We start from the raw sequence: 23,982 nt of genomic DNA, 5'->3' as shown, positions 1-23,982 counted from the left end.
CATGCACCTGCTCAGGACCCAGCCCGGCGGATTCGTGTCGGACGACAACATTGCCGATCTCGGACAAACCCCCGCCGAGCTGGTGATCCTGTGCAGCGGCGACTCCAGCCTGGCGTTGCTGGCCGAAGCGGCGCGGCAGTTGCCCGACGACTATCCGCAGTTTCGCCTCGCCAACCCGATGCAGGTGCAGAACCACGCCTCGGTGGATCTGTATTTCGACGACGTGTTGCGTCACGCCAAGGTCATCCTGCTCTCCCTGCATGGCGGCATCGGCTATTGGCGCTACGGCATTGAACGCCTGATGGAGCTGACCGGGCGTGGGGTGAAGCTGATCCTGGTGCCGGGGGACGATCGACCGGACCCGGAACTCAGCGACTTGAGCAACGTGCCCAATGAGGATCGGGACCGGCTCTGGCAGTTCCTGCGCCAGGGTGGTTTGGGCAATGCCCTGGATCTGTTCCGTAACCTGGCCAGCCAATGGTTCGCTCGCGACTATCCTTGGAGCGAACCCCAAGCCCTGCCGCGTACGGCGATCTACCATCCGCAAACAACCAACGCCACCCTGAGCGATTGGCAAAGCGACTGGCGGGCTGGGCAGCCGGTGGCGGCGGTCCTGTTTTATCGCTCTCACCTGCAAGCGGCGAACACGGCGTTCATCGACGTGTTTTGCCAGCGCCTGCAAGCGGCGGGGCTCAATCCCTTGCCCATTGCCGTGGCGAGCCTCAAGGAGCCCGGTTGCCTGGCCTTGGTTGAAGACTGGCTGGATGAGGCGGCGGCGGGGGTGATCCTCAACACCACCGGCTTCGCCCAATCGAGCCCCGAAGCGCCGCACGTGCGACCGTTTCGCCGCAATATCCCGGTGATCCAGGCGATCTGCGCCCAGGACAACGAGCCCGGCTGGCGCACCAGTGAGCAAGGCCTGGGCCCGCGGGATCTGGCGATGCACATTGCCCTGCCGGAACTGGACGGGCGGATCATCAGTCGCCCCATCAGTTTCAAGGACCTGGCCTGGCGCAGCGAGCGTAGCCAGAGCGATGTGGTCTGCTACCGGGCCGTGCCCGAGCGCATGGATTTTGTCGCTGAGTTGGCGCGGCGCTGGACCACCCTGGCGTGCCTGCCCAATTCGCAGAAGCGCGTGGCGCTGATTCTCGCCAACTACCCGACCCGGGATGGGCGCATCGGTAACGGTGTCGGCCTGGACACCCCAGCGGCGGCGGTGAATATCCTGCGGGCCATGCAGGCCGAGGGCTACCCTCTGCCGGCCGAACTGCCGGCAAGCGGCACTGCGCTGATCCAGCAGTTGCTCGGTGGGGTCAGCAATGATCTGGACAGCCTCGACCTGCGTCCATGTCACCAGAGCCTGGCCCTCGATGCCTACCAGGCCATGTTCGACGCGCTGCCCGAGGCCAATCGCCAAGCAGTGCTGGAGCGCTGGGGCTCGCCCGAACAGGATCCGATGTTCCGCGATGGCCGGCTGATGATCGCGGGTGTGCGCCTGAGCCTGACGTTTGTCGGCATCCAGCCGGCCCGGGGTTACCAAGTCGATCCGAGTGCCGTTTACCACGACCCGGACCTGGTGCCGCCCCATGGCTACCTGGCGTTTTATTTCTGGCTGCGGCACACCTACGGCGTCCACGCGCTGATTCATGTCGGCAAGCATGGCAACCTCGAATGGCTGCCGGGCAAGGGCGTCGGGCTGTCGGAAAACTGCTGGCCGGATGCGCTGCTGGGACCGTTGCCGAACATCTATCCGTTCATCGTCAATGACCCGGGCGAGGGCGCCCAGGCCAAGCGTCGCACCCAGGCTGTGATCATCGATCACTTGATGCCGCCGCTGACCCGGGCCGAAACCTATGGGCCGCTGCGTAACCTTGAGCTGTTGGCTGACGAATACTACGAAGCGCAACTGCTCGACCCCCGCCGCGCCCGGGAATTGCAGCGAGACATTCTGAATCTGGTGCGCGAAACCCACATCGACCGCGAGTTGCAACTGGACGGCGACGCTGACGTGGCAATCTGGCTGCCGCGCCTGGACACCTACTTGTGCGATCTGAAGGAGTCGCAGATCCGCGACGGCCTGCACATTTTCGGCGAGTCACCTACCGCACGGTTGCGTATCGACACCTTGCTGGCATTGCTGCGCATTCCTCGGGGCGATGGCAAGGGCGCGCAGTCGAGTTTGCTGCGGGCGCTGGCCAAGGCCTTCGCGTTGGGTTTCGATCCGCTGGATTGTGCGCTGGCCGAACCCTGGACCGGCGCTTGTCCTGACGCCTTGCGTGGGATCAGCGACGAACCTTGGCGTACTGCTGGCGATACTCGTGAACGTTTGGAATTGTTCGCCGGGCAATTGATCGAGCAGGCGCTGGAAGGGGTGGTCGAGCAACTTCAGGCACCGGGTTGGGAGACGGTGAACAGCATTATTGAAAACCTGCGCGGCGTCGTGGCGCCGCGTCTGGACGCCTGCGGTCCGGCGGAAATGCGCGGTTTGCTCGATGCCTTGAGCGGGCGCTTCGTGCCGGCCGGCCCCAGCGGTGCCCCCAGTCGCGGACGCCTGGATGTGCTGCCCACCGGGCGCAACTTCTTCTCGGTGGACGTGCGCAACCTGCCCACCACCACTGCGTGGCGTATCGGTTTTCAGTCGGCGAACCTGATCCTCGAACGGCACTTGCAGGATCACGGTGATCACCTGCGCCAGCTCGGTCTGTCGGTGTGGGGCACCGCCACCATGCGCACCGGCGGCGACGACATTGCCCAGGCCATGGCGTTGATGGGCGTGCGTCCGGTGTGGGCCACGGGCAGCCAGCGAGTCGATGATTTCGAGATACTGCCGTTGACTCTGCTGGACCGGCCTCGGGTCGATGTCACGCTGCGGGTCTCCGGGTTCTTCCGGGACGCCTTTGCCAATCTGATCCGCCTGTTCGATGCGGCGGTGCAGGCCGTCGCCGCCCTCGACGAACCGGACGACATGAATCCTTTGGCGACGAAGGTGCGCAGCGAGCGCCAGGCCTTGTTGGAATCGGGCCTTGAGCCCGAGGTCGCGGCCCGTCAGGCCGGCTGGAGGATCTTCGGCGCCAAACCCGGCGCCTACGGCGCGGGTGTGCAGGGCGCTGTCGACGGTCGTTTGTGGCAGAGTCGCGAAGACCTGGCGCAGGTCTACCTGAATTGGGGCGGCTACGCCTACGGCGCCGGCGATGAAGGCACTGCCGCCCGGGAGCAGTTTTCCCGGCGCTTGAGCCAGGTGCAGGCGGTGTTGCAGAACCAGGACAATCGCGAACACGACCTGCTCGATTCCAACGATTACTACCAGTTCCAGGGCGGCATGCTGGCGGCGGTGGAGACCCTTGGGGGCGAAACGGCGGCCAGTTACCACGGCGATCACAGCCAGCCGGACTTGCCCAAGATCCGCACGTTGAAAGAAGAGCTCAACCGCGTGATTCGTTCCCGGGCGGCCAATCCGAAGTGGATCGAAGGGGTCAAGCGCCACGGCTATAAAGGTGCGTTTGAACTGGCGGCGACGGTGGACAACCTGTTCGCCTTCGACGCCACCACGCAGTTGATCGACGATCATCAGTACGCCTTGCTGGCCGAGGCTTATCTGCTGGACCCGGACACTCGGGATTTCGTCCGCCAGCACAACCCGGATGCCCTGCGCGACATGACCGAGCGCATGCTCGAAGCGCAGCAGCGAGGGATGTGGCAGGAGCCCGGGGAGTATCGAGAGGCGCTGGAGAACTTGTTGTTGGACATCGAGGAGGATGGCTGAAATGAGGACAACAGACGCGCCCTTGTGGCGAGGGAGCTTGCTCCCGCTCGGCTGTGTAGGAGCTGGCGAAGCCTGCGATCTTTTGACCTTTATCGTTCGCTCACGACTCAATGGACAATGGAAAGATCGCAGCCTCGCTTCGCTCGACAGCTCCTACGCGCTCCTGTACGCGCCCCAGCGGGAGCAAGCTCCCTCGCCACAGAGGAATCTCGCACATTCATGAGGCCTTCAACATGACCGACACCCCCCATTTCCCGCTCTGCGCCGTGGTCGGGGCCGATGACCTGAAACTGGCCCTGTGCCTGGCGGCGATCGATCCGAAAATCGGCGGAGTGCTGATTGAAGGCCCGCGCGGCATGGCCAAATCCACGCTGGCCCGGGGCCTGGCGGATCTGCTGGCCAGCGGTCAGTTCGTCACCTTGCCCCTGGGCGCCACCGAGGAACGTTTGGTGGGCACCCTGGATCTGGACGTGGCCCTGGGGGAAGGGCGCGCGCAGTTCTCTCCGGGCGTGCTAGCCAAGGCCGACGGTGGCGTGTTGTACGTCGATGAAGTGAACCTGCTGCCTGATCATCTGGTGGACCTGTTGTTGGACGTGGCCGCCAGCGGCACCAACCTGATCGAGCGCGACGGTCTCTCACACCGGCATCCGGCGCGTTTTGTATTGATCGGCACCATGAACCCGGAAGAGGGTGAATTGCGTCCGCAGTTGCTCGACCGTTTCGGCTTGAACGTGGTCTTGGACGGTCGCACCGCACCGGTGGAGCGCGGGCAGATCATTCGTCGACGGCTGGATTTTGACAGCGATCCGGCAGCGTTCTGCGCGGAGTGGGAACCGACCCAACAGCAACTGCGCGAACGCTGCCAGCAGGCTCGCGACCGGTTGGTGCAAATTCCTCTGGATGACCAGGCGTTGGCGCAGATCACCGAGCGTTGTTTTGCTGACGGGGTCGATGGCTTGCGCGCCGACCTGGTCTGGCTGCGGGCCGCCCGCGCCCATGCTGCGTGGCGCGGGGCGGAGGCCATTGCCGTTGAAGACATTGATGCGGTCGCCGAGTTTGCCTTGCGTCATCGCCGGCGCGAGCCTTCGGCCCCTGCGCCGTCCCAGGCGCCGCCAGCCAGCGCCGATCAAACCGCCAGGCCTGACGAAGGCCAGGGGCAGTGGGGTGACCTGCCGGCCCGGGCATTGCCCACCGGTGATCGGCGTGACGTGCCGAGTTGGCCAAAAAAGCCCTAGGCATTCGCCCCCGTTCGCCCGCGGGGGTGAATGCCAGACCCCGTGCGGGACGCTTGGATCAGGGGCGCCAGGGCCGCAGCAAAGCGGCGGCCAGCGGGGCGGTGAACTGGCCGGGCACCTTGCTCGTTGGCCGTCCACGCCTGCGCGAAGACCTGCGTTTTCAGCAACGCCATCGTTCGACCCATGAGCTGTGGCTGGTCATCGTCGACGCCTCGGCCTCGACTCGTCGTCATCAAGCCTTGAGCGATGGCAAAGGCCTGCTGGCGCAACTGTTCGATGACGCCTACCGCCAACGCGCCCGGCTGGCGCTGCTGACGGCCAGCGGCAGCGCACCGGCCTGGCAGGTGCAAGGGCTCAAGGCCTCGGCCGGGCTACGGGACTGGCTTGACGGGTTGGGCGCCGGCGGTGGCACGCCGTTGCTGGCGGCGCTGAACGAGGCCGGACGCTGGTTGGCGGCCCGGCGCAAGCGCTACCCGACAGAGCAACAGCGGGTGTTGCTGATGACCGATGGGCGAGTCAAAGAGCAACTGACACTGCCGCCCCTTGATTGCCCATGCCTGTTGATCGACATCGAACGCGGCCCGATTCGCCTGGGCCGGGCTCGGCAATTGGCGGGGCAGTTGGGGGCGCTGTATCGGCATATTGATGAAGGGCTACCGGGCTCGGATGTTCGCTGACTGACAGGGCCTCATCGCGAGCAGGCTCGCTCCCACATTTGTTCTGTGGTGAACACACGGATCGATGAATCCCCTGTGGGAGCGAGCCTGCTCGCGATAGCATCGCCTTGGTGTCAGATCCGCACGCTCAATAAGCATCACTGCTCTATGCTCAGGCAGTCCCTCACAGGAGTGAACCATGCGCGTACTCGTCACCAACGCCCAGGACGATTTTCGGGTCAAGGCCTATGCTGGCACCAACGGTGTATTGCTCGCCATGGACCTGGCTGAACCCCGGCGCAAAGGGTTGCTCGGCTTTGCCATCGAGAAGCAGCACGGCACCAAACCCTGGCTGTTCCTGTTTAACAGCCTGACCTTCCCCGACAAAGTGCACACGTTCCCGCAGTTTCGCGCTACGCCGAGCGATAAAGCACCGCTGCAGAAGTTTCGCTGGGCCGACTACGCCATCAACCCCGGCGTGGCCATTCACTACCGCGTGCACCTGGCCTATGGCAGCCCTGACGCGCCGCAACTGGGGGAATCACTTGAGGTGTCAGTGACCAGTGACGATGGTCAGCCAAGCAACCAGGGGGTCATCTTCAACCGTGCCGTGGCCGCCAGCCAGGCCTTCCAGCGCAAATTTCCCGAGTTGGACGCGTTGATCGACGCCAACAAAAACCTGTCCATCGATGACTGGCCCGACGCGCCGCGCCGCTGGCTGGAAAATGGTCTGCTGGGACGCTTGACCGGTTTCATCGACCGGGCCCTGAACGCCAGCTGGGCCCTGGACGTTGCGATTTATGAATATGAACTGCCGGTGATCGTCGCGGCTGTGAACGCCGCTTTCGCACGGGGCGCGCGGGTACGGGTGCTGTACCACGCCGAGCCGGGAGACGACGGCACATTGCGCAACGAAGCCAGCCTCGCAGCACTGCCGGCGGCCAACAAGCGCGGGCGTGTCACGCACAATATTTTCCACGACAAGTTCATCGTGCTGAGCAAGGTCGACGACACCGGTTCATTACACCCCGAGGCCGTGCTGTGCGGCAGTACCAATTTCACCGCCAATGGCGTCTACCGCCAGGCCAACGTTATTCATGTGCTCGACGACCCGCGGGTCAGCGACAGCTATCGCCAGGTGTTCGAGCAGATCTGGGCCGCACCCGAGGACGTGGGGGCCACGCGTCAGTGGATCAATCGGAACAACCCCATGGCTCCCGAGGAGCCATTGTTCACCGGGTTCTCACCGCGTACCGGAGAGGGCGATCTGGATCGTTTCGTCGATATCATCAATGGCGCTCGCAAGGACCTGCTGTTCGTCACCGCCTTCGCCTTGCCCGACCGGATCCTCGATGCCTTGCTCGGCCAACCCAACGACGACGTGCTGCGTTACGGCCTGCAGAACACCACCAGCCGCATCACTGGCTTTCATGCCGACCGCACCGCCGAATTCGCCGCCACCGCGCTGCTCAATACCGGCCTGGAGGGCTGGCTCAGGGAAAACATGAAAGGCCAGAAAGGCAATCTGCTGGTGCACACCAAAGCGGTCGTCACCGACTTCACCAGCGACACGCCGACCATCATCAGCGGCAGCCACAACCTGAGTGCCGCGGCCAGCAGCGGCAACGACGAGAACTACCTCATCATCCAGGGCGACACCGACCTGGCCGACCGCTACGGGCTTGAGTTGCTGCGCTTCTATGAGCATTACCGCTTTCGCTATTTCGCAAAAAAACTGGCGCTCAAGCAGGTCAAGCCGCTAGCGGTGGATGACAGCTGGACGGACGACTATTACCGCGAGGGGGATTTGCGGAAGTTGTCCAGAGTGAGGTTTTGCGGACGCTAGGTGCAGGCGTCGACCCCGGGGCGGGTCTATTGCCTCACACCTGGTGGAAACAAAAGTTACAAACGCAAATAGAGCGATGATTTGCATTTCCTGGAACATCGCCGACCAATTGTGGGAGCGAGCCTGCTCGCGATAGCGTCAGGTCATTCAACATCAACACTGACTGAGACTCCGTCATCGCGAGCAGGCTCGCTCCCACAGAATACTTGTCTGCTAGTGCAAGATAACCACGCCGTTATCGAAGCGTTGCTCGCAACCTTACGAGCTTCCTTGCCCGGCGGGTGGTGCACACGGTTCGCAGTCGCTGACGTAACCAGTGCAAGTCACGACGCGGCGAACGAGGCGGCCGCCTGGGTTTGGTTCGGCCGATGTGTTCGGCAAAGTTCCGGGTCAGCGAGCCCTGATCGCCGACGCCCTTGAGCTTGCGGCGTAACTTGCCATCCTTATAGAACAGCACAGTGGGTGTCCCGGTGACGTCCGGGTGCCGGGGTGATTCGTCGGTACTCAATTTGTAGATCACCGCCCGATCCTTGAACGTCTCGGCCACCTTGCTAAACAGCGGCCCGGCCCAGCTACAGGCGTAGCATTGCGGATGGCCGAAATAGAAGACCACCGGGCGCCAGGTCTTGAGCGCCTTGCGATAGTCCTTGGCTGAGGCGATGTGAGTGATGAATGAGCTCATGGCTCGCTTCCCTTCATCGACACGGGTACTCGCAACCATAAGCAACACGGTCGGGCGTCGCTACTGTCAGAGTTGACAGTTCAGCGGCTCCGTTTTGGTGCGAAAAAGTATCGTCGGCACCCTGTATGGGGCCTTGCTACCCGGCGGCTGTAGCCAACAGTAGCAGTCCCGGGGCATGTGCCGGCGCCCCTGTTGATCCCTCTGCGCCTGCCATCTTTCTGATTTCATTGGCTTTCCATTTTTCTTACCTCCCCGCCGCCAGCCTGTGGCACACTTTCTGCTGTCTATTCCGTTGTTACATACTAAGTTCCGGTATAGCGGAATAAACTGACTCAGGAGTGCTTGCCATGCATCGCCGACCTTCCTTGTTCAAAGCGTGTGTTTTTATCTTCGCGGCCACGACGGCTGCCATGGGTGTCGCTCAAGCGGCGGACAGCAAGCTTGATAGCGTGCTGCAGCGCGGCAAATTGATCGTCGGCACGGGCAGCACCAATGCGCCGTGGCACTTCCAGGGAGCGGATGGCAAGTTGCAGGGTTTTGATATCGACATCGCGCGGATGGTCGCCAAGGGCCTGTTCAATGACCCGGAAAAGGTCGAATTTGTGGTGCAGTCGTCCGATGCGCGCATTCCGAACCTGTTGACTGACAAGGTCGACATGAGCTGCCAGTTCATCACCGTCACCGCCAGTCGCGCCCAACAAGTGGCGTTTACCCTGCCGTACTACCGTGAAGGGGTGGGCCTGCTGCTGCCGGCCAACAGCAAGTACAAGGAGATCGAAGACCTCAAGGCCGCCGGCGATGACGTCACCGTGGCTGTGCTGCAGAACGTCTACGCCGAGGAGTTGGTGCACCAGGCACTGCCCAACGCCAAGGTCGACCAGTACGACAGCGTCGATCTGATGTACCAGGCGGTGAACTCCGGCCGTGCAGATGCCGCCGCTACCGACCAGTCGTCGGTCAAATACCTGATGGTGCAGAACCCCGGCCGCTACCGCAGCCCGGCCTATGCCTGGAGCCCGCAAACCTACGCCTGCGCGGTCAAGCGAGGCGATCAGGACTGGCTGAACTTCGTCAATACCACCCTGCATGAAGCCATGACCGGTGTGGAATTCCCCACCTATGCGGCATCGTTCAAGCAATGGTTTGGCGTCGAGCTGCCGTCGCCGGCCATTGGTTTCCCCGTCGAGTTCAAATGATCCCGTGAGCCCGGGGCGTCCTTTGAAGGCGCCCTGTTGAAGGTACTGTCGACCATGAATTATCAGTTGAACTTTGCCGCCGTCTGGCGCGATTTCGACACCTTGCTGGCGGGGCTCGGCCTGGGGCTTTCCCTGGCGCTGGTGTCCATCGCCATCGGTTGCGTGATCGGCCTGCTGATGGCCTTCGCGCTGCTGAGCAAGCACCGCGCGTTGCGGGTGCTGGCCTCGGTCTATGTCACGGTGATCCGCAATACGCCGATCCTGGTGCTGATCCTGCTGTTCTACTTCGCGTTACCAAGCCTGGGTATTCGCCTGGACAAAATCCCCTCATTCGTCATCACGCTCTCGCTGTACGCCGGAGCCTATCTGACCGAAGTGTTCCGTGGCGGGCTGCTGAGCATTCACAAGGGCCAGCGTGAAGCGGGGCTGGCCATCGGTTTGGGCGAGTGGCAAGTCAAGGCCTACGTCACCGTGCCGGTGATGCTGCGCAACGTGTTGCCGGCCTTGTCGAACAACTTCATTTCGCTGTTCAAGGACACCTCATTGGCGGCGGCGATTGCCGTGCCGGAGCTGACCTATTACGCCCGCAAGATCAACGTGGAAAGCTACCGGGTCATTGAGACCTGGCTGGTGACCACGGCCCTGTATGTCGCGGCCTGTTACCTCATTGCCATGCTGTTGCGCTATTTCGAGCAGCGCCTGGCGATCCGCCGTTAGGAGTGTTCCATGTACGAATCCCCCAGTTGGTTACATGAGTTGTGGGTCGCCCGGGAGACGCTGTGGGCCGGGTTCCTGACCAGCGTGCAGTGCTCGGTGCTGGCGATTTTGTTAGGCACGCTGATCGGCCTGTTCGCCGGGCTGGTGCTGACTTACGGCCGCTTCTGGATGCGCGCGCCGTTTCGTTTCTACGTCGACGTGATTCGCGGCACCCCGGTGTTCGTGTTGGTGCTGGCCTGCTTCTACATGGCCCCGGCCCTGGGCTGGCAGATCGGCGCATTCGAGGCCGGCGCCTTGGGCTTGACACTGTTTTGCGGCTCTCATGTGGCCGAGATCGTGCGCGGTGCCTTGCAGGCCTTGCCCCGTGGGCAGATGGAGGCAAGCCAGGCCATCGGCCTGACGTTCTTCCAGGCGCTGGGTTACGTGCTGTTGCCCCAGGCGCTGCGGCAGATCTTGCCGACCTGGGTCAATTCCTCCACCGAAATCGTCAAGGCTTCGACCCTGTTGTCGGTGATCGGCGTTGCCGAACTGCTGCTCAGCACTCAGCAGATCATCGCCCGGACCTTCATGACCCTGGAGTTTTACCTGTTCGCCGGTTTTCTCTTTTTCATCATCAACTACGCCATCGAATTGCTCGGGCGGCACATTGAAAAGCGGGTGGCTTTGCCATGACTGACGTTTCGAATCTCTCCCATACGGGGCTCTCCAACACAGAAACCTCCAACACCCAACCGCTGCTGGACATTCGCGGTCTGCGCAAACAATACGGCCCGGTGGAAGTGCTCAAGGGTGTGGACCTGAGCATGCAGCGCGGCAATGTGGTCACCCTGATCGGCTCCAGCGGCTCGGGTAAAACCACGCTGCTGCGTTGCGTGAACATGCTCGAAGAATTCCAGGGCGGGCAGATCGTGCTCGATGGCGAGGCCATCGGCTACGACGAGGTGGACGGCAAGCGCGTGCGCCACCCGGAGAAAGTCATCGCCCGGCACCGGGCCATGACCGGCATGGCCTTCCAGCAATTCAACCTGTTCCCTCATTTGACGGCGTTGCAGAACGTCACCCTGGGCCTGCTCAAGGTGAAAAAACTGCCCAAGGATCAGGCCGTGGCCCTGGCCGAGAAATGGCTGGAGCGGGTCGGCCTGCTGGAGCGGCGCGATCATTTTCCCGGTCAGTTGTCCGGCGGCCAGCAGCAGCGTGTGGCAATCGCCCGGGCGATTGCCATGAACCCTAGCCTGATGCTGTTCGACGAAGTGACCTCGGCCCTGGACCCGGAACTGGTGGGCGAAGTGCTGAACGTGATCAAGGGGCTGGCCGAAGATGGCATGACCATGCTGCTGGTGACCCACGAGATGCGCTTTGCCTTCGAGGTGTCCGACAAGATCGTGTTCATGAACCAGGGCCGCATCGAAGAGCAGGGCCCGCCGAAGGAACTGTTCGAACGGCCGCAGTCGCCGCGGCTGGCTGAATTTCTCAAGAACACCCGTTTTTAATTCTATTGAACCTTTGATGGCTACAAGCAAGGAGAAACACCCATGAGCATTACGCGCTACGGCACCGGCAGCACCGCAGGCGGCGGCCAGCCACGACCCTTCGCCCGGGCCGTGGAGGCCGACGGCTGGCTGCACGTGTCCGGTCAGGTGCCGGCGGTGAACGGCGAGATTATTGTCGGCGGGATCGTCGAGCAGACCCACCAGACCATGAAGAACCTGATCGCGATTCTTGAAGAGGCCGGTTATGGCCTTGAAGATGTGGTGCGCTGCGGTGTGTGGCTGGAGGACCCGCGGGACTTCTGGAGTTTCAACAAAGTATTTGGCGAATACTTCAGCCCCGAACATGCCCCGGCCCGGGCTTGTGTGCAGGCCAATATGATGGTTGATTGCAAGGTCGAGATCGATTGCATCGCCTACAAGAAAAAGGCTTGAACCGTTGTAGGAGCTGCCGAAGGCTGCGATCTTTTGATCTTGATCTGTCGGGCTTTCGCTCAAGGCTCAATTGACTGGGGAAAGATCCCAGCCTCGTTACACTCGACAGCGCCTACGACCAATGAACGGGAATGCAATAAATGACCGAAGACACCATCAAGCGCCGGGCCCGAGGGTTGGACCGGGCGTTCGATATCCTCGATTTCCTCAAGGAAATCGGCCAGCCGTTGCGCCCCAATGACATCGCCAGCGGCATCGGCAGCCCCAAGTCCACGGTCTACGAACTGGTGGCGTCGCTGCTGGAGCGACGCATCCTGGAGCCGGTGGGCAAGGACGGTCACGTCTATCTGGGTCGCCAGTTGTACTTTCTCGGGCAGGCGCACCTGCGGCATTTCGACCTGAGTCGCGAGGCCGATCACGCCTTGCAGGAAATTGTCAGCCAAACCCGGGAAACCGCGCAGATGTGCCTGCTCAACGGGCGCAAATACACGGTGGCGCTGATGAAGGAAGGGGAGCGGCATTTCCGCATTTCCTCGGACATCGGCGAGAACGCGCCGATTCCCTGGACCGCATCCGGACGCCTGCTGCTGGCGCATCTGAGTGACCAGCAGATCATCGATCTGATCGACCCCGATGACTTCATCCTGCCGGACGGCGAGCGCCTGCCTCTGGAGCGGTTTCTCGCGGAAATCCGCCAGGCCGGCCTTGATGGATTTTTCTCCTTCGACAGTGTGGCCGACACCTTTACCCACTGCTTCGCCGCGCCGGTCAAAGACGCCAATGGCGTGGCCATCGCGACCCTGTGCATCGTCGCCCCACGGGCCGACGCCAAGAACAACTACGCCGACTACCGCCGGGTGCTGATCGAAAGCGCCAACAACCTGGCCCGTCGCATCAATGAATAGACAGCCACGGCTGTGTGAGGAGTGTGAACATGTCTTCTGCCATTCATAACGCTGGCGTGGAGAAGGGGGCCGCCCAAGCGGGTGATCACCTGCTGCGGGACATCAGCTTGCCGGCGCTGGTTTTGCATCGCCAAGCGTTGGAGCACAACATTGGCTGGATGCAAAAGTTCGTCAGCGACAGTGGCGCCGAACTGGCGCCCCACGGCAAGACCAGCATGACCCCGGCGCTGTTTCGCCGCCAACTGGAGGCCGGCGCTTGGGGACTGACCCTGGCCACCGCGGTGCAGACCCGTGCCGCTTACGCCCATGGCGTGCGCCGGGTGCTGATGGCCAACCAATTGGTGGGCACGCCAAACATGGCGCTGATCGCGGATTTGCTGACAGATCCAGCGTTCGAATTCCATTGCATGGTCGACCATCCCGACAACGTTGCCGACCTGGGGGCGTTCTTCGCCTCTCGCGGGGCGAAGTTGAACGTGATGATTGAGTACGGTGTAGTGGGTGGCCGATGTGGCTGCCGGACCGAGGCCGAGGTGCTGGCCCTGGCCGAGGCGATCGGAGCGCAACCGGCGCTGGCGCTGACCGGTATCGAAGGCTACGAAGGCGTGATCCATGGTGACCACGCCATCAGTGGCATCCGCGCGTTTGCCGCGTCCCTGGTGGGGCTGGCGGTGCAACTGCAGGACAACGGTGCGTTCGCCATCGACAAGCCGATCATCACCGCCTCGGGTTCAGCCTGGTACGACCTGATCGCCGAGTCTTTCGAGGAGCGGAACGCCCACGGACGTTTCCTCAGTGTGTTGCGCCCCGGCAGTTATGTGGCCCATGACCATGGCATCTACAAAGAGGCCCAGTGCTGCGTGCTGGAACGGCGTAGCGACCTGCACGAAGGCCTGCGCCCGGCCCTGGAGGTTTGGGCCCACGTGCAATCGCTCCCCGAGCCTGGCTTTGCGGTGATCGCCCTGGGTAAACGCGACGTGGCCTTTGATGCCGGACTGCCGGTGCCGCTCAAGCGTTACCAGCCCGGTTCGGACTCGGTAGCGGGGCAAGCGCTGAGCGGTTGCAAGGTGACGGCGGTGATGGACCAGCATGCGTTCATGAGCGTGGCGCCGGGGGTGGCGTTGCGGGTTGGCGACATCATCTCGTTCGGCACGTCGCATCCGTGCCTGACCTTCGACAAGTGGCGGGTGGCGTGCCTGGTGGATGAGCAGTTGCGGGTGGTCGAGTGCATGGAGACTTGTTTCTAGCCTTGAAACCGAGTCGCGGCTATCGCGAGCAGGCTCGCTCCCACAGTGGGGGCGGTGGTGAACACAGGATTTATGTTCACCAATATCCCCTGTGGGAGCGAGCCTGCTCGCGATAGCGGCCTGGCAGACACTATCGAAATATCAGGATCGCCCATGAGCTACCCCAACCCGAAACCCCGCATTGCCCTGATCGGCGAGTGCATGATCGAACTGCAGCAACGCGCCGATGGCAGCCTGCAACAAAGCTTCGGCGGCGACACCCTGAACACCGCTGTGTATTTGTCCCGCGCCCTCGGCGACAAGGGCGCGGTGGATTACGTGACTGCCCTGGGTGACGACAGTTTCAGCGACGCCATGTGCCAGAGCTGGGCGGCTGAAAATATCGGCCTGGACAGGGTTCAGCGCCTGCCCGGCCGCTTGCCGGGTTTGTATTGCATCCAGACCGACGCGGCGGGCGAGCGGCGGTTTTTGTACTGGCGCAACGAGGCGGCGGTGCGTGATTGCTTCACCACCCCGGCCGCCGCACCGATCCTGGCGGCGCTGCCGGACTATGACGTGCTGTACTTCAGCGGCATCACCCTGGCCGTGCTCGGCGAGCAAGGCCGCAGCAAACTCATCGAAACCCTGATCCAGGCCCGCCGGCGCGGGGCAGAGGTGGTGTTCGACAATAACTACCGGCCAAGGCTCTGGGCTTCGGTGGAGGCTGCCCGTGCGGCCTATCGCAGTGTATTGCCTTACGTGGAACTGGCGCTGCTGACGGTGGACGACGAACAGGCGCTGTTCGGTTATGCCGACAGCGATGAAGTGTTCGCCGCGTACGCGCAGCTAGGCACTTCGGAAGTGGTGCTCAAGCGCGGTGCCGAACCCTGTCTGATCTGTTGTGATGGGGAGTCTTTCCAGATTCCTGCCCGGCGGGTGGAGCGGGTAGTGGACACGACGGCGGCGGGGGACTCATTCAGTGCCGCTTACTTGGCAAGCCGTTTGCTGGGTGGCAGCCCGGTGGAGGCCGCCGAGGCTGGACACCTTCTCGCGAGCCGGGTCATCCAGGTGCCGGGGGCGTTGATGCCCAAGTAATAGCTGGGCACAAAACCTGTGGGAGCGAGCCTGCTCGCGATAGCGGTGGGTCAGCTTGCAGAAATATTGACTGTGCCGCCGCCATCGCGAGCAGGCTCGCTCCCACAAGAGCCAGGCTCAGGGTCAGTCCCGGTAAAACACCTGCACCAGGTGATACCCGAACTTGCTCTTGATCGGCCCATGCACCACCCGCAGAGGCTTTTTGAAGATCACGGCGTCGATTGCACCGACCATCTGCCCGGGCCGCACTTCACCCAGATCACCGCCGCGTTTGCCCGAGGGGCAGGTGGAGTATTTCTTGGCCAGTACATCGAAGGCTTCGCCCTTGGCGATGCGTTGCTTGAGCTGTTCGGCTTCTTCGGCGGTTTTCACCAGGATATGGCGGGCTTGGGCTTTCATTGCAGCAGTGACCTGAACGGTGCGACGGGCCGGCGATTATGCCTCAAGTCAGGCGCCATGGTTGATCATCGTCCGAATCTTGTTCGCCAGCAGGTCAAGGGTGAACGGCTTGGCAACCATGTCCATGCCCTGCTCGAGAAAGCCCTGGCGCTCGGCGGCTTTTTGCGCATAACCGGTCATGAACAGCACCTTCAGATCGGGCCGATGCTGACGGGCTATTTCTGCCAGTTGCCGGCCATTCATGCCTGGCAGGCCGACATCGGTCACCAGCAAGTCGATGCGCCGGCTGGAATCCAGTAGCGCAAGGGCGGCCTTGGCGTCCTGGGCTTCAAGGGCGGTGTAACCCAGGGAGTCGAGCAGATCGAGCACCAGCATGCGCACGGCCGGTTCGTCTTCGACCAGCAATACGGTTTCCCCGGCGATTGCGGCCGGCGCATTCTGCGCTACCGGCACCGCAGTCTGCTGGACAGACGCGACGTACAGCCGCGGCAGGTACAACTGCACCCGCGTGCCCTGGTCCGGCACACTGTCCAGGCTCAGCAGCCCACCCGACTGTTGGGCAAACCCGTAGATCATCGACAGGCCCAGGCCGGTGCCCTGGCCGATGGGTTTGGTGGTGAAGAACGGATCAAAGGCCTTGGCCAGCACGGAAGGAGTCATGCCGCTGCCGTTGTCGCTGACGGCAATCATCACGTAATCACCGGCCTTGACCGGTTCCAAGGCATTGAGGTCATCACGGTCGAGGTAGACGTTGGCGGTTTCGATGGTCAACTCGCCACCTTCTGGCATCGCGTCCCGAGCGTTGATCACCAGATTGAGCAGGGCGTTTTCCAACTGGCTGGCATCGGTGCTGACCGGCCACAGTTCATCGGCCAACTGCAGGCGCAGCACGATGTGATCGCCGGTGGTTCGGCTCAGCAAGTCTTCAAGTGAACGCACCAGGTCATTGGGGTCCAGCGGTTTGCGGTCCAGCGACTGGCGTCGGGAAAACGCCAGCAGGCGGTGCGTCAAGGACGCCGCACGGTTGGCCGAGGCGACCGCCGCTTCGGTAAAACGACCGATCTCGGCGGTGCGGCCGCTGGCAATGTAGCGCTGCATCAGGTCGAGGCTGCCGAGAATGCCGGTGAGCATGTTGTTGAAGTCATGGGCAATGCCGCCGGTGAGTTGGCCCACGGCCTCCATTTTCTGGGCGTGGCGCAGCGCCTCCTCGGCACGTTCGCGTTCGAACATCTCGTTTTGCAGGCGGTGGTTGGCTTCAGCCAGTTGCTGGGTGCGGGCGATGACGCGTTCTTCGAGCGTTTCGTTGAGGTTGCGCAGGGCCTCTTCGGTTTTCTTGCGCTCGGTCTCGTCGATCACAAAGATGTAGAAACCGTTCACCGCGCCGTCGGCGCCATGGCGCGGCAGGTAGTTGATCAAGGCATGGCGGGGGCGGCCGTCGCGATGATCCGACTGCGCGGTGAAGCTGCACGGCTTGCCTGCCAGGGCGCCGGCGATCTGCTCGGCTCGGGCGGCGTAGGCTGAGTCGCCGAGCACTTCGCGAATGGTCTTGCCGTAAAGCTCCTGGGGTGTCAGGCCATACCAGTCCAGATAGGCGCTGTTGTTGAGGCGAAAACGTTCTTCCCGGTCCACATAGCTGATGAGGATCGGCATGGCATTGATGATCAGCTGCAGTTCGGTCTGGCTCTGGCGCAGGGCCTGCTCGGTACGCTTGCGTTCGGTCAGGTCCAGGGCCGCACCGAGGAAGCGTTTGGGCCGGCCGTGGCGATCCTTGTAGCAGCGACCACGGACGAACACCCAGCGCAGTTCGCCATCAGGCCGCAGGAGACGATATTCCTCGGCATATTCGGTGCCGTGGGTGATGCAATGCTTGATGCTGCGGGTGACCATGGCCCGGTCTTGCGGATGCACGCCTTCAAGGTAGGCGCTGATGGGCAACTGACGCGACAGGTTCGGGTCGACGCCATGCAGCGCCGCGAAGTGCTCGTCGGCAATGAAACGGTCCTCGCTGATGTCCCAATCCCAGGTGCCGAGTGTGTCGGCGGCGGCCAGGGCCAGTTGCAGGCGTTCCTCGCTTTCCTGCTGGGCCTTGAGGCTGGCCTCTGAGCGTCGCTCGAACTCCAGGGCCAGGCGTCGCCGTTCACCGGTCTCGATGGCCGTGACCAGAATCCCGGCCACCGCGCCGTCTTCGTCGTGCACGGGGCTGTAGGTCAGGTCCAGCCAGACATCGCAGAGGCGACCGGCGAAGGGCACCCGCCAATGCTGATCGCGACAGGTGTGCGTGCGCCCTTGCAACACGTTGTGATAAATCGGCCCGCTCACGTCTTTGAGTTCGGGCCATGCTGAATGGGTCGGTTGGCCGAACGCCTGGGGGTGTTTGTCGCCAGTCAGTCGGCTAAAGGCGTCGTTGTAGAAATGAATCAGCTGTGGCCCCCACAGCAGGGACATCGGCAGCGGCGAGTGGAGCACGATATCCAGGGCGGTACGCAGGCTCTGGGGCCAGGTTTGGGCAGTGCCCAGCGGGCTGTTGGCCCAGTCTCGTCGGGCGAACAGGCTCTGTATGTCAATGCCGGCGGGTGTTGCGTTCATCACGCTAGCCCTGCAAATCGTGTCGCAGCCACGGTGTCTACTATCCTCTGAAGAAGGTAAGCGCGGGTTGGTCTGAAAGGTTTGTTCATCGGGTCAGCTTGTTTCATTGAAGTCTCGCGGAAGTCAATCAGGCCATGGAAATCGATCCCTTGTTACGCATCCTGGCGAGCCAGGATGGCTCCGACCTCTACATGTCCACCGGTGCGCCGCCGTGCGCGCGTTTCGAGGGGGTGCTCAAACCCTTGAGCAACCAGCCCTTCAAGGTGGGCGACATCGCCGGGCTCGCCGAGTCTTTGATGGACGCCGAACAGCGCCTTGAGTTCGATCGGGAACTGGAAATGAACCTGGCCATCTCCCTGGCCGGGGTCGGGCGGTTTCGCGTCAATATCTTCAAGCAGCGCAATGACGTGTCCATGGTGATCCGTAACGTCAAGCTGGACATCCCGCGGTTCGAGGACCTGAAACTGCCGAATGTGTTGCTGGACACCATCATGCAGAAACAGGGGTTGATGCTGTTCGTCGGTGCGACAGGGTCGGGCAAGTCGACCTCCCTGGCGGCGCTGATCGATTACCGTAATCGCAACAGCAGCGGCCATATCATCACCATCGAAGACCCGGTGGAGTATATCCATCGACACAAGAAATCGATCATCAATCAACGGGAAGTCGGTGTCGACACCCGCAGCTTTCATGCCGCCCTGAAGAACACCTTGCGCCAGGCGCCGGACGTGGTGCTGATCGGCGAAATTCGTGATCGCGAAACCATGGAGCATGCCCTGGCGTTCGCCGATACCGGGCATCTGGTGATCTCCACCCTGCATGCTCACAATGCCAACCAGGCGCTGGACCGGGTGATCAATTTCTTCCCGGAAGAACGCCGGCCGCAACTGCTCAATGATCTGGGCAACAACCTCAAGGCGTTCGTGTCGCAACGCCTGGTGCGCACGCGTACCGGCCAGCGCCGGGCCGCGGTGGAGGTCATGCTGGGTTCGCCCACGGTGGCCGACCTGATCCGCCGCAATGAGTTTGGCGAGCTCAAGGGCATCATGGAAAAGTCAGAAGAACTGGGGATGCAAACCTTCGATCATGCCCTGTACAACCTGGTGGTGGAGGGCGCTATCGATGAGGAGGAAGCGCTGAAAAACGCCGACTCGGCGAACAATCTGCGGTTGCGGTTGAAGTTGCATGCCGAGTCCGACGCCGCGCCGCCGCCCGATCCGGCGGCGGGGGAGTGGGGGTTGATGGATTGAATGTATTGGGCACTGTGGCGAGGGGATTTATCCCCGCTGGACTGCGGAGCAGTCCCACATTCAGTCAACTCACTCCGTCTGACACACTGAGGTGTCAGGTTTTAGGGCTGCTTCGCAGCCCAGCGGGGATAAATCCCCTCGCCACAAGAGCCGCTGTGCTTAAGTGGCAAGCTCCACCCGATCTCTAAACTGCTCCAGCGCCTCGGGATTGGCCAGGGCGTCGGTGTTTTTTACCGCCTCGCCATGCACCACGTTGCGCACCGCCAATTCCACCACCTTGCCGCTGATGGTCCGCGGGATGTCGCTGACTGCTAGGATCTTCGCCGGCACATGGCGCGGGGTGGTATTGGCGCGGATCACCTGGCGGATCTGCTGCTCCAGGGCCTCATCCAGGGTCACCCCGTCGCGCAGGCGTACAAACAGCACCACTCGCACATCACCCTGCCATTGCTGGCCGATGGCGACGCTGTCCACTACCGCCTCGACTTTTTCCACCTGTCGATAGATTTCCGCCGTGCCGATGCGCACACCACCGGGGTTGAGCACGGCATCCGAACGCCCGTGGATCAAGAAACCGCCGTGAGGCAGTTCCTCGGCGTAGTCCCCCTGGGCCCACACTCCGGGGAACTGGCTGAAGTAGGAGGCCCTCAGTTTTTCCTGCTGCGGATCATTCCACAGGCCAATGGGCATGGCGGGGAAGTGCCGGGTGCAGACCAGTTCACCTTTCTCACCGATGACCGCTTGGCCTGCCTCGTTCCAGACCTGCACCGCCATGCCCAGGCTCTTGCCCTGCATCTCGCCGCGGCGAACGGCGGACAACGGATTGCCATTGACGAAGCACGACACAATGTCGGTGCCACCGGACATCGAGGCCAGGCACACCTGGGGCTTGAAGTCGCGGTACACGTAGTCGTAGCTGTGGGGCGCCAGAGCCGAACCGGTGGACAGGATGGTTTTCAGGCTGCCTAAGTCGTGGGTGTGTCGCGGTTTCAAACCCTGGTTTTCCAGGGCCGCCAGGTATTTGGGGCTGGTGCCGAATACGCTGATGCGCTGCTGGTCGATCAGGTCCAGCAGGCGCTCGGGGCCAGGGTGAAACGGTGAGCCGTCGTAGAGCACCACCGCACTGCCCACGGCGAGGGCCGACACCAGCCAGTTCCACATCATCCAGCCACACGTGGTGTAGTAGAACAGCCGATCTTCCGGGCCAAGGTCCACATGCAGGCCATGCTCCTTGAGGTGTTGCAGCAACACGCCGCCGGTGCTGTGGACGATGCACTTCGGCACGCCGGTGGTGCCACTGGAATAGAGGATGTACAGCGGATGATCGAACGGCACGTCGACGAACGCCGGGTCGCCGCCACAGCGGTAGAAGTCGCTCCACAACGCGACGCTGGCCGCTGTCTTGAAGTCTTCGACGTGGGCGTTAGGGCATGCGTAGGGCAGGATGATCAGTTGCTGCAGCGAAGGCAGGCGTTCGAGGATTTCGTTGACCTTGGCTCGCTGGTCGATGACCTTGCCGGCGTAGCGGTAACCGGCGCAGGTGATCAGCACCTTGGGCTCGATCTGGCCGAACCGGTCGATGACGCCTTGGGTGCCGAAGTCAGGCGAGGAGCACGACCAGATCGCCCCCAGGCTGGTGGTGGCGAGCATGCCCACCAGCGTCTGCCAGGTGTTGGGCATGCACGCCGCGACCCGGTCGCCCTTGCTCACCCCCGCCGCTTGCAGGCTCTTTTGCAGGCCGGCGACATGGGCGGCGAGTTCGGCCCAGGTCAGTTGTTCCTGATCGCCGTGCTCATCGATCGCCACCACAGCCGCGGCGTCATCACGGCGGCGTAACAGGTGTTCGGCAAAGTTCAAGGTTGCGCCTGGGAACCACTGGGCACTGGGCATGTGCTCACCTTCCACCAGCACTTCGCGGGGCGCCTGCTGAAAACGGATCTCGAAGAAGTCGACGATGGCCTGCCAGAAGGCTTCACGCTGGTCGATGCTCCAGGCGTGCAGGGCGGGATAATCGCTCAGTTGCTGTTGATGCCGCTCGTTGATGAACCGGCGGAAGGCGTCCATGCGTGACTGGGCGATGCGATCGGGGGTGGGTTGCCAGAGGATGTCGGACATGGGGTGCCTCTTGTTTTTATGTACAAATAAACTATAGAACGACCCAATCTTGTGGCGAGGGGATTTATCTGTGGGAGCAAGGCTTGCCCGCGATGGCCGCGCCGAGGTTTAACAGCTAAACCGCGTTTTCGTTCATCGCGGGCAAGCCTTGCTCCCACAAGTCGGGGATAAATCCCCTCGCCACAAGGGATCGCAAAAAATTCACTGAGCCAACCACCCACCATCAATATTCCACGCCGCGCCGCGTACCTGGCTGCCGGCTTCGCTGCACAGGAACAGCACCAGTTCCCCCAGTTGCGGCGGGGTGACGAACTCCAGGGAAGGCTGCTTCTCGGCCAGCAGGTCATGCTGCGCCTGTTGCGGATCGACACCCGTGGCAATGCGGTCGTCGATCTGTTTCTGCACCAGCGGTGTCAGCACCCAGCCAGGGCAGATGGCGTTGCACGTCACGTTGCTGGTGGCGGTTTCCAGGCCGACGACTTTGGTCAGGCCAATCACCCCGTGCTTGGCCGCGACGTAGGCGGCCTTGCCCACCGAGCCGACCTGGCCGTGCACCGAGGCGACGTTGATGATCCGCCCCCAGCCCTTGGTGCGCATGCCCGGCAGGCTCAAGCGCGTGGCATGGAACACCGAGGACAGGTTGATGGCGATGATCGAGTCCCAGCGCTCCACCGGAAAATCTTCCACGGCGGCCACGTGTTGGATCCCGGCGTTGTTCACCAGGATGTCCACGCCGCCGAACTCGCGCTCGGCGTAGGCGAGCATGTCGGCGATCTGCGCCGGGTCGCTGACATCGGCGGGATGATGGCCGACCTTGCCGCCAAACTGTTTCACCTCGGCGATCACCGCCGAGGCATCGCCGAAGCCGTTGAGGATCAGGTTGGCGCCGGCCTTGGCCAGGCTCAGGGCGATGCCCAGGCCGATACCGCTGGTAGAACCGGTGACCAGGGCGGTTTTGCCGGAAAGAGTTGTCATAAGAACCTCACACTATGCCAGTGGCGTAGAACACACCGATCACCACGAAAACCGCGAGGGTCTTGATCAGCGTAATACAGAAAATGTCTTTGTAGGCTTCACGGTGGGTCAGGCCGGTCACCGCCAGCAGGGTGATCACCGCGCCGTTGTGGGGCAGGGTGTCCATGCCACCGCTGGCCATGGACGCGACGCGGTGCAGCACTTCCAAGGGAATGTTGGCGGCGTTGGCGGCACTGATGAACGTTTCGGACATCGCTGCCAGGGCGATGCTCATGCCGCCCGAAGCAGAACCGGTGATGCCCGCCAGCAGGGTCACGGTCACAGCTTCATTGACCAGCGGATTGGGGATGTTCTTGAGCCAGTCGGCCAGCACCAGAAAGCCCGGCAAGGACGCGATGACCGCACCGAAACCATATTCCGAGGCGGTGTTCATTGCCGCCAGCAGCGCACCGCCCACCGCGCTCTTGCTGCCTTCGGCCAGCTTGCTGCGAATGGTGCTGAAGGCGAACAGCAGCACCAGCACAATACCCACCAGCAGCGCGGCCTGCACGGCCCAGATCGCGGTGAGCTTGGCGATGTCGCTGGTCACCGGTGCAGTCATGCCCGGCAATGCCAGGCTGTGGGTCTTGCCATACCACTGGGGAATCCACTGGGTGAACAGCAGGTTCATGATCCCGACCGCCAGAAGCGGTGAAATGGCGAGCCAGGGATTGGGCAGCTTGATGTCTTCGGCGGTCTCCGGCTCGTTGCGCAGCTCGGTGCCGTAGCCTTCGCCGACGCGCTGGGCCTTGTTGCGCTGGCGTTGCAGGAACAGCATGCCGAAGCTGAACACGAAGATCGTGCCGATCACACCCAGCCATGGCGCGGCCCAGGCGGTGGTGTTGAAGAAGGTGCTGGGGATGATGTTCTGGATCTGCGGCGTACCGGGCAGGGCGTCCATGGTGAACGAGAACGCGCCAAGGGCAATGGTGGCCGGGATCAGCCGCTTGGGAATATTGCTCTGGCGGAACATCTCGGCGGCGAACGGATACACCGCGAACACCACGACGAACAGCGACACGCCGCCATAGGTCAGCAAAGCGCAGACCAGTACGATCACCAACATGGCCTGGCGCGTGCCCAATAGGCGAATCGCTGCCGCGACGATAGAGCGGGAGAAGCCCGACAGCTCGATCAGCTTGCCGAACACCGCGCCGAGCAGGAACACCGGGAAATACAGTTTGATGAAGCCGACCATCTTCTCCATGAACACCCCGGTGAAGGCAGGCGCGACGGCGGAAGGATCAGTGAGCAGGACGGCGCCGAGGGCGGCGATGGGGGCAAAAAGAATAACGCTGTAGCCACGGTAGGCGGCGACCATCAGCAGCGTGAGGGCTGCCAAGGCAATGATCACACTCATGGTGTGTCTCCTGGA

At 62.5% G+C, this 23,982-nt stretch carries 19 protein-coding genes; 13 read left to right on the top strand and 6 right to left on the bottom strand.

What is annotated here, in order from left to right:
- The first annotated feature begins 1 nt into the window (after position 1).
- The 4 genes from cobN (at position 2) to BM132_RS24205 (ending at position 7,500) form a co-directional block, all read left to right on the top strand.
- Positions 2-3,763: a cobaltochelatase subunit CobN gene (gene cobN, locus BM132_RS24220; RefSeq protein ID WP_092459268.1), complete on the top strand. Its 3,762-nt coding sequence runs from the start codon at positions 2-4 to the stop codon at positions 3,761-3,763.
- A 233-nt stretch (positions 3,764-3,996) separates the two neighbouring features.
- Positions 3,997-4,998, top strand: a complete 1,002-nt coding sequence (locus BM132_RS24215; RefSeq protein ID WP_092459266.1) for a magnesium chelatase ATPase subunit I — start codon at positions 3,997-3,999, stop codon at positions 4,996-4,998.
- A gap of 26 nt (positions 4,999-5,024) precedes the next feature.
- The gene (locus BM132_RS24210) at positions 5,025-5,675 is read left to right on the top strand and encodes a vWA domain-containing protein (RefSeq protein WP_256244311.1); all 651 of its coding nucleotides are present in this window, start codon (positions 5,025-5,027) and stop codon (positions 5,673-5,675) included.
- A 178-nt stretch (positions 5,676-5,853) separates the two neighbouring features.
- Positions 5,854-7,500, top strand: a complete 1,647-nt coding sequence (locus tag BM132_RS24205) for a phospholipase D-like domain-containing protein (protein WP_092459264.1) — start codon at positions 5,854-5,856, stop codon at positions 7,498-7,500.
- Between the two features lie 235 nt (positions 7,501-7,735).
- Here BM132_RS24205 and BM132_RS24200 read toward each other — a convergent pair whose 3' ends face one another.
- Entirely contained in the window at positions 7,736-8,182 is a 447-nt protein-coding gene (locus BM132_RS24200) for a thioredoxin family protein (protein WP_092459262.1), read from the bottom strand.
- Positions 8,183-8,529: 347 nt separating this feature from the next.
- Between BM132_RS24200 and BM132_RS24195 the strand changes: the two genes are divergently transcribed.
- The 8 genes from BM132_RS24195 to BM132_RS24160 all read left to right on the top strand — a co-directional run bounded on the left by BM132_RS24195 (position 8,530) and on the right by BM132_RS24160 (position 15,243).
- Positions 8,530-9,378, top strand: coding sequence for a transporter substrate-binding domain-containing protein (locus BM132_RS24195; RefSeq protein ID WP_092396073.1), 849 nt, complete (start codon positions 8,530-8,532; stop codon positions 9,376-9,378).
- A gap of 54 nt (positions 9,379-9,432) precedes the next feature.
- Positions 9,433-10,095 (top strand): amino acid ABC transporter permease, encoded by a 663-nt coding sequence (locus BM132_RS24190; RefSeq protein ID WP_092459260.1) that lies wholly within the window; start codon positions 9,433-9,435, stop codon positions 10,093-10,095.
- Between the two features lie 9 nt (positions 10,096-10,104).
- Positions 10,105-10,767: an amino acid ABC transporter permease gene (locus BM132_RS24185; protein WP_047227835.1), complete on the top strand. Its 663-nt coding sequence runs from the start codon at positions 10,105-10,107 to the stop codon at positions 10,765-10,767.
- Positions 10,764-11,585, top strand: coding sequence for an amino acid ABC transporter ATP-binding protein (locus BM132_RS24180; protein ID WP_092459258.1), 822 nt, complete (start codon positions 10,764-10,766; stop codon positions 11,583-11,585). The genes BM132_RS24185 and BM132_RS24180 overlap by 4 nt, the downstream gene beginning before the upstream one ends.
- Positions 11,586-11,627: 42 nt before the next feature.
- Positions 11,628-12,017 (top strand): RidA family protein, encoded by a 390-nt coding sequence (locus BM132_RS24175; RefSeq protein WP_047227837.1) that lies wholly within the window; start codon positions 11,628-11,630, stop codon positions 12,015-12,017.
- A gap of 140 nt (positions 12,018-12,157) precedes the next feature.
- Positions 12,158-12,922 carry an IclR family transcriptional regulator gene (locus tag BM132_RS24170; protein WP_092396079.1) on the top strand — a complete coding sequence of 255 codons (765 nt, stop codon included), beginning with the start codon at positions 12,158-12,160 and terminating at the stop codon, positions 12,920-12,922.
- A gap of 29 nt (positions 12,923-12,951) precedes the next feature.
- Positions 12,952-14,169, top strand: a complete 1,218-nt coding sequence (locus BM132_RS24165) for an amino acid deaminase (RefSeq protein WP_092459256.1) — start codon at positions 12,952-12,954, stop codon at positions 14,167-14,169.
- A 153-nt stretch (positions 14,170-14,322) separates the two neighbouring features.
- Entirely contained in the window at positions 14,323-15,243 is a 921-nt protein-coding gene (locus tag BM132_RS24160) for a sugar kinase (RefSeq protein WP_092459254.1), read from the top strand.
- Positions 15,244-15,366: 123 nt separating this feature from the next.
- Here BM132_RS24160 and BM132_RS24155 read toward each other — a convergent pair whose 3' ends face one another.
- A complete protein-coding gene (locus BM132_RS24155) occupies positions 15,367-15,642 on the bottom strand; it encodes a peptidylprolyl isomerase (RefSeq protein ID WP_019690952.1) in 276 nt (91 codons plus the stop codon).
- Positions 15,643-15,690: 48 nt separating this feature from the next.
- Complete coding sequence (locus BM132_RS24150; protein ID WP_092459252.1) at positions 15,691-18,228, bottom strand: PAS domain-containing protein; 2,538 nt, start codon at positions 18,226-18,228, stop codon at positions 15,691-15,693.
- 134 nt (positions 18,229-18,362) lie between these two features.
- Here BM132_RS24150 and BM132_RS24145 point away from each other — a divergent pair, with 134 nt between their 5' ends.
- Positions 18,363-19,478: a PilT/PilU family type 4a pilus ATPase gene (locus BM132_RS24145; protein WP_092396087.1), complete on the top strand. Its 1,116-nt coding sequence runs from the start codon at positions 18,363-18,365 to the stop codon at positions 19,476-19,478.
- Between the two features lie 159 nt (positions 19,479-19,637).
- On the opposite strand, the gene BM132_RS24140 is transcribed toward BM132_RS24145, so the two are convergent.
- The 3 genes from BM132_RS24140 to BM132_RS24130 form a co-directional block, all read right to left on the bottom strand.
- Positions 19,638-21,593 (bottom strand): acetoacetate--CoA ligase, encoded by a 1,956-nt coding sequence (locus tag BM132_RS24140; protein WP_092459250.1) that lies wholly within the window; start codon positions 21,591-21,593, stop codon positions 19,638-19,640.
- 201 nt (positions 21,594-21,794) lie between these two features.
- Positions 21,795-22,568, bottom strand: a complete 774-nt coding sequence (gene hbdH, locus BM132_RS24135) for a 3-hydroxybutyrate dehydrogenase (RefSeq protein ID WP_092459248.1) — start codon at positions 22,566-22,568, stop codon at positions 21,795-21,797.
- 7 nt (positions 22,569-22,575) lie between these two features.
- On the bottom strand, positions 22,576-23,967 hold the full coding sequence (locus tag BM132_RS24130) for a GntP family permease (protein ID WP_092396093.1): 1,392 nt from the start codon (positions 23,965-23,967) through the stop codon (positions 22,576-22,578).
- Positions 23,968-23,982: the final 15 nt, after the last annotated feature.

It is taken from the genome of Pseudomonas sp. NFACC45, from assembly GCF_900113505.1.
GTDB classification, from domain to species: Bacteria; Pseudomonadota; Gammaproteobacteria; order Pseudomonadales; family Pseudomonadaceae; genus Aquipseudomonas; species Aquipseudomonas tehranensis.
Note: the sequence above shows the minus strand (reverse complement) of the source record. Positions and strands in the feature narration are given on the sequence as shown.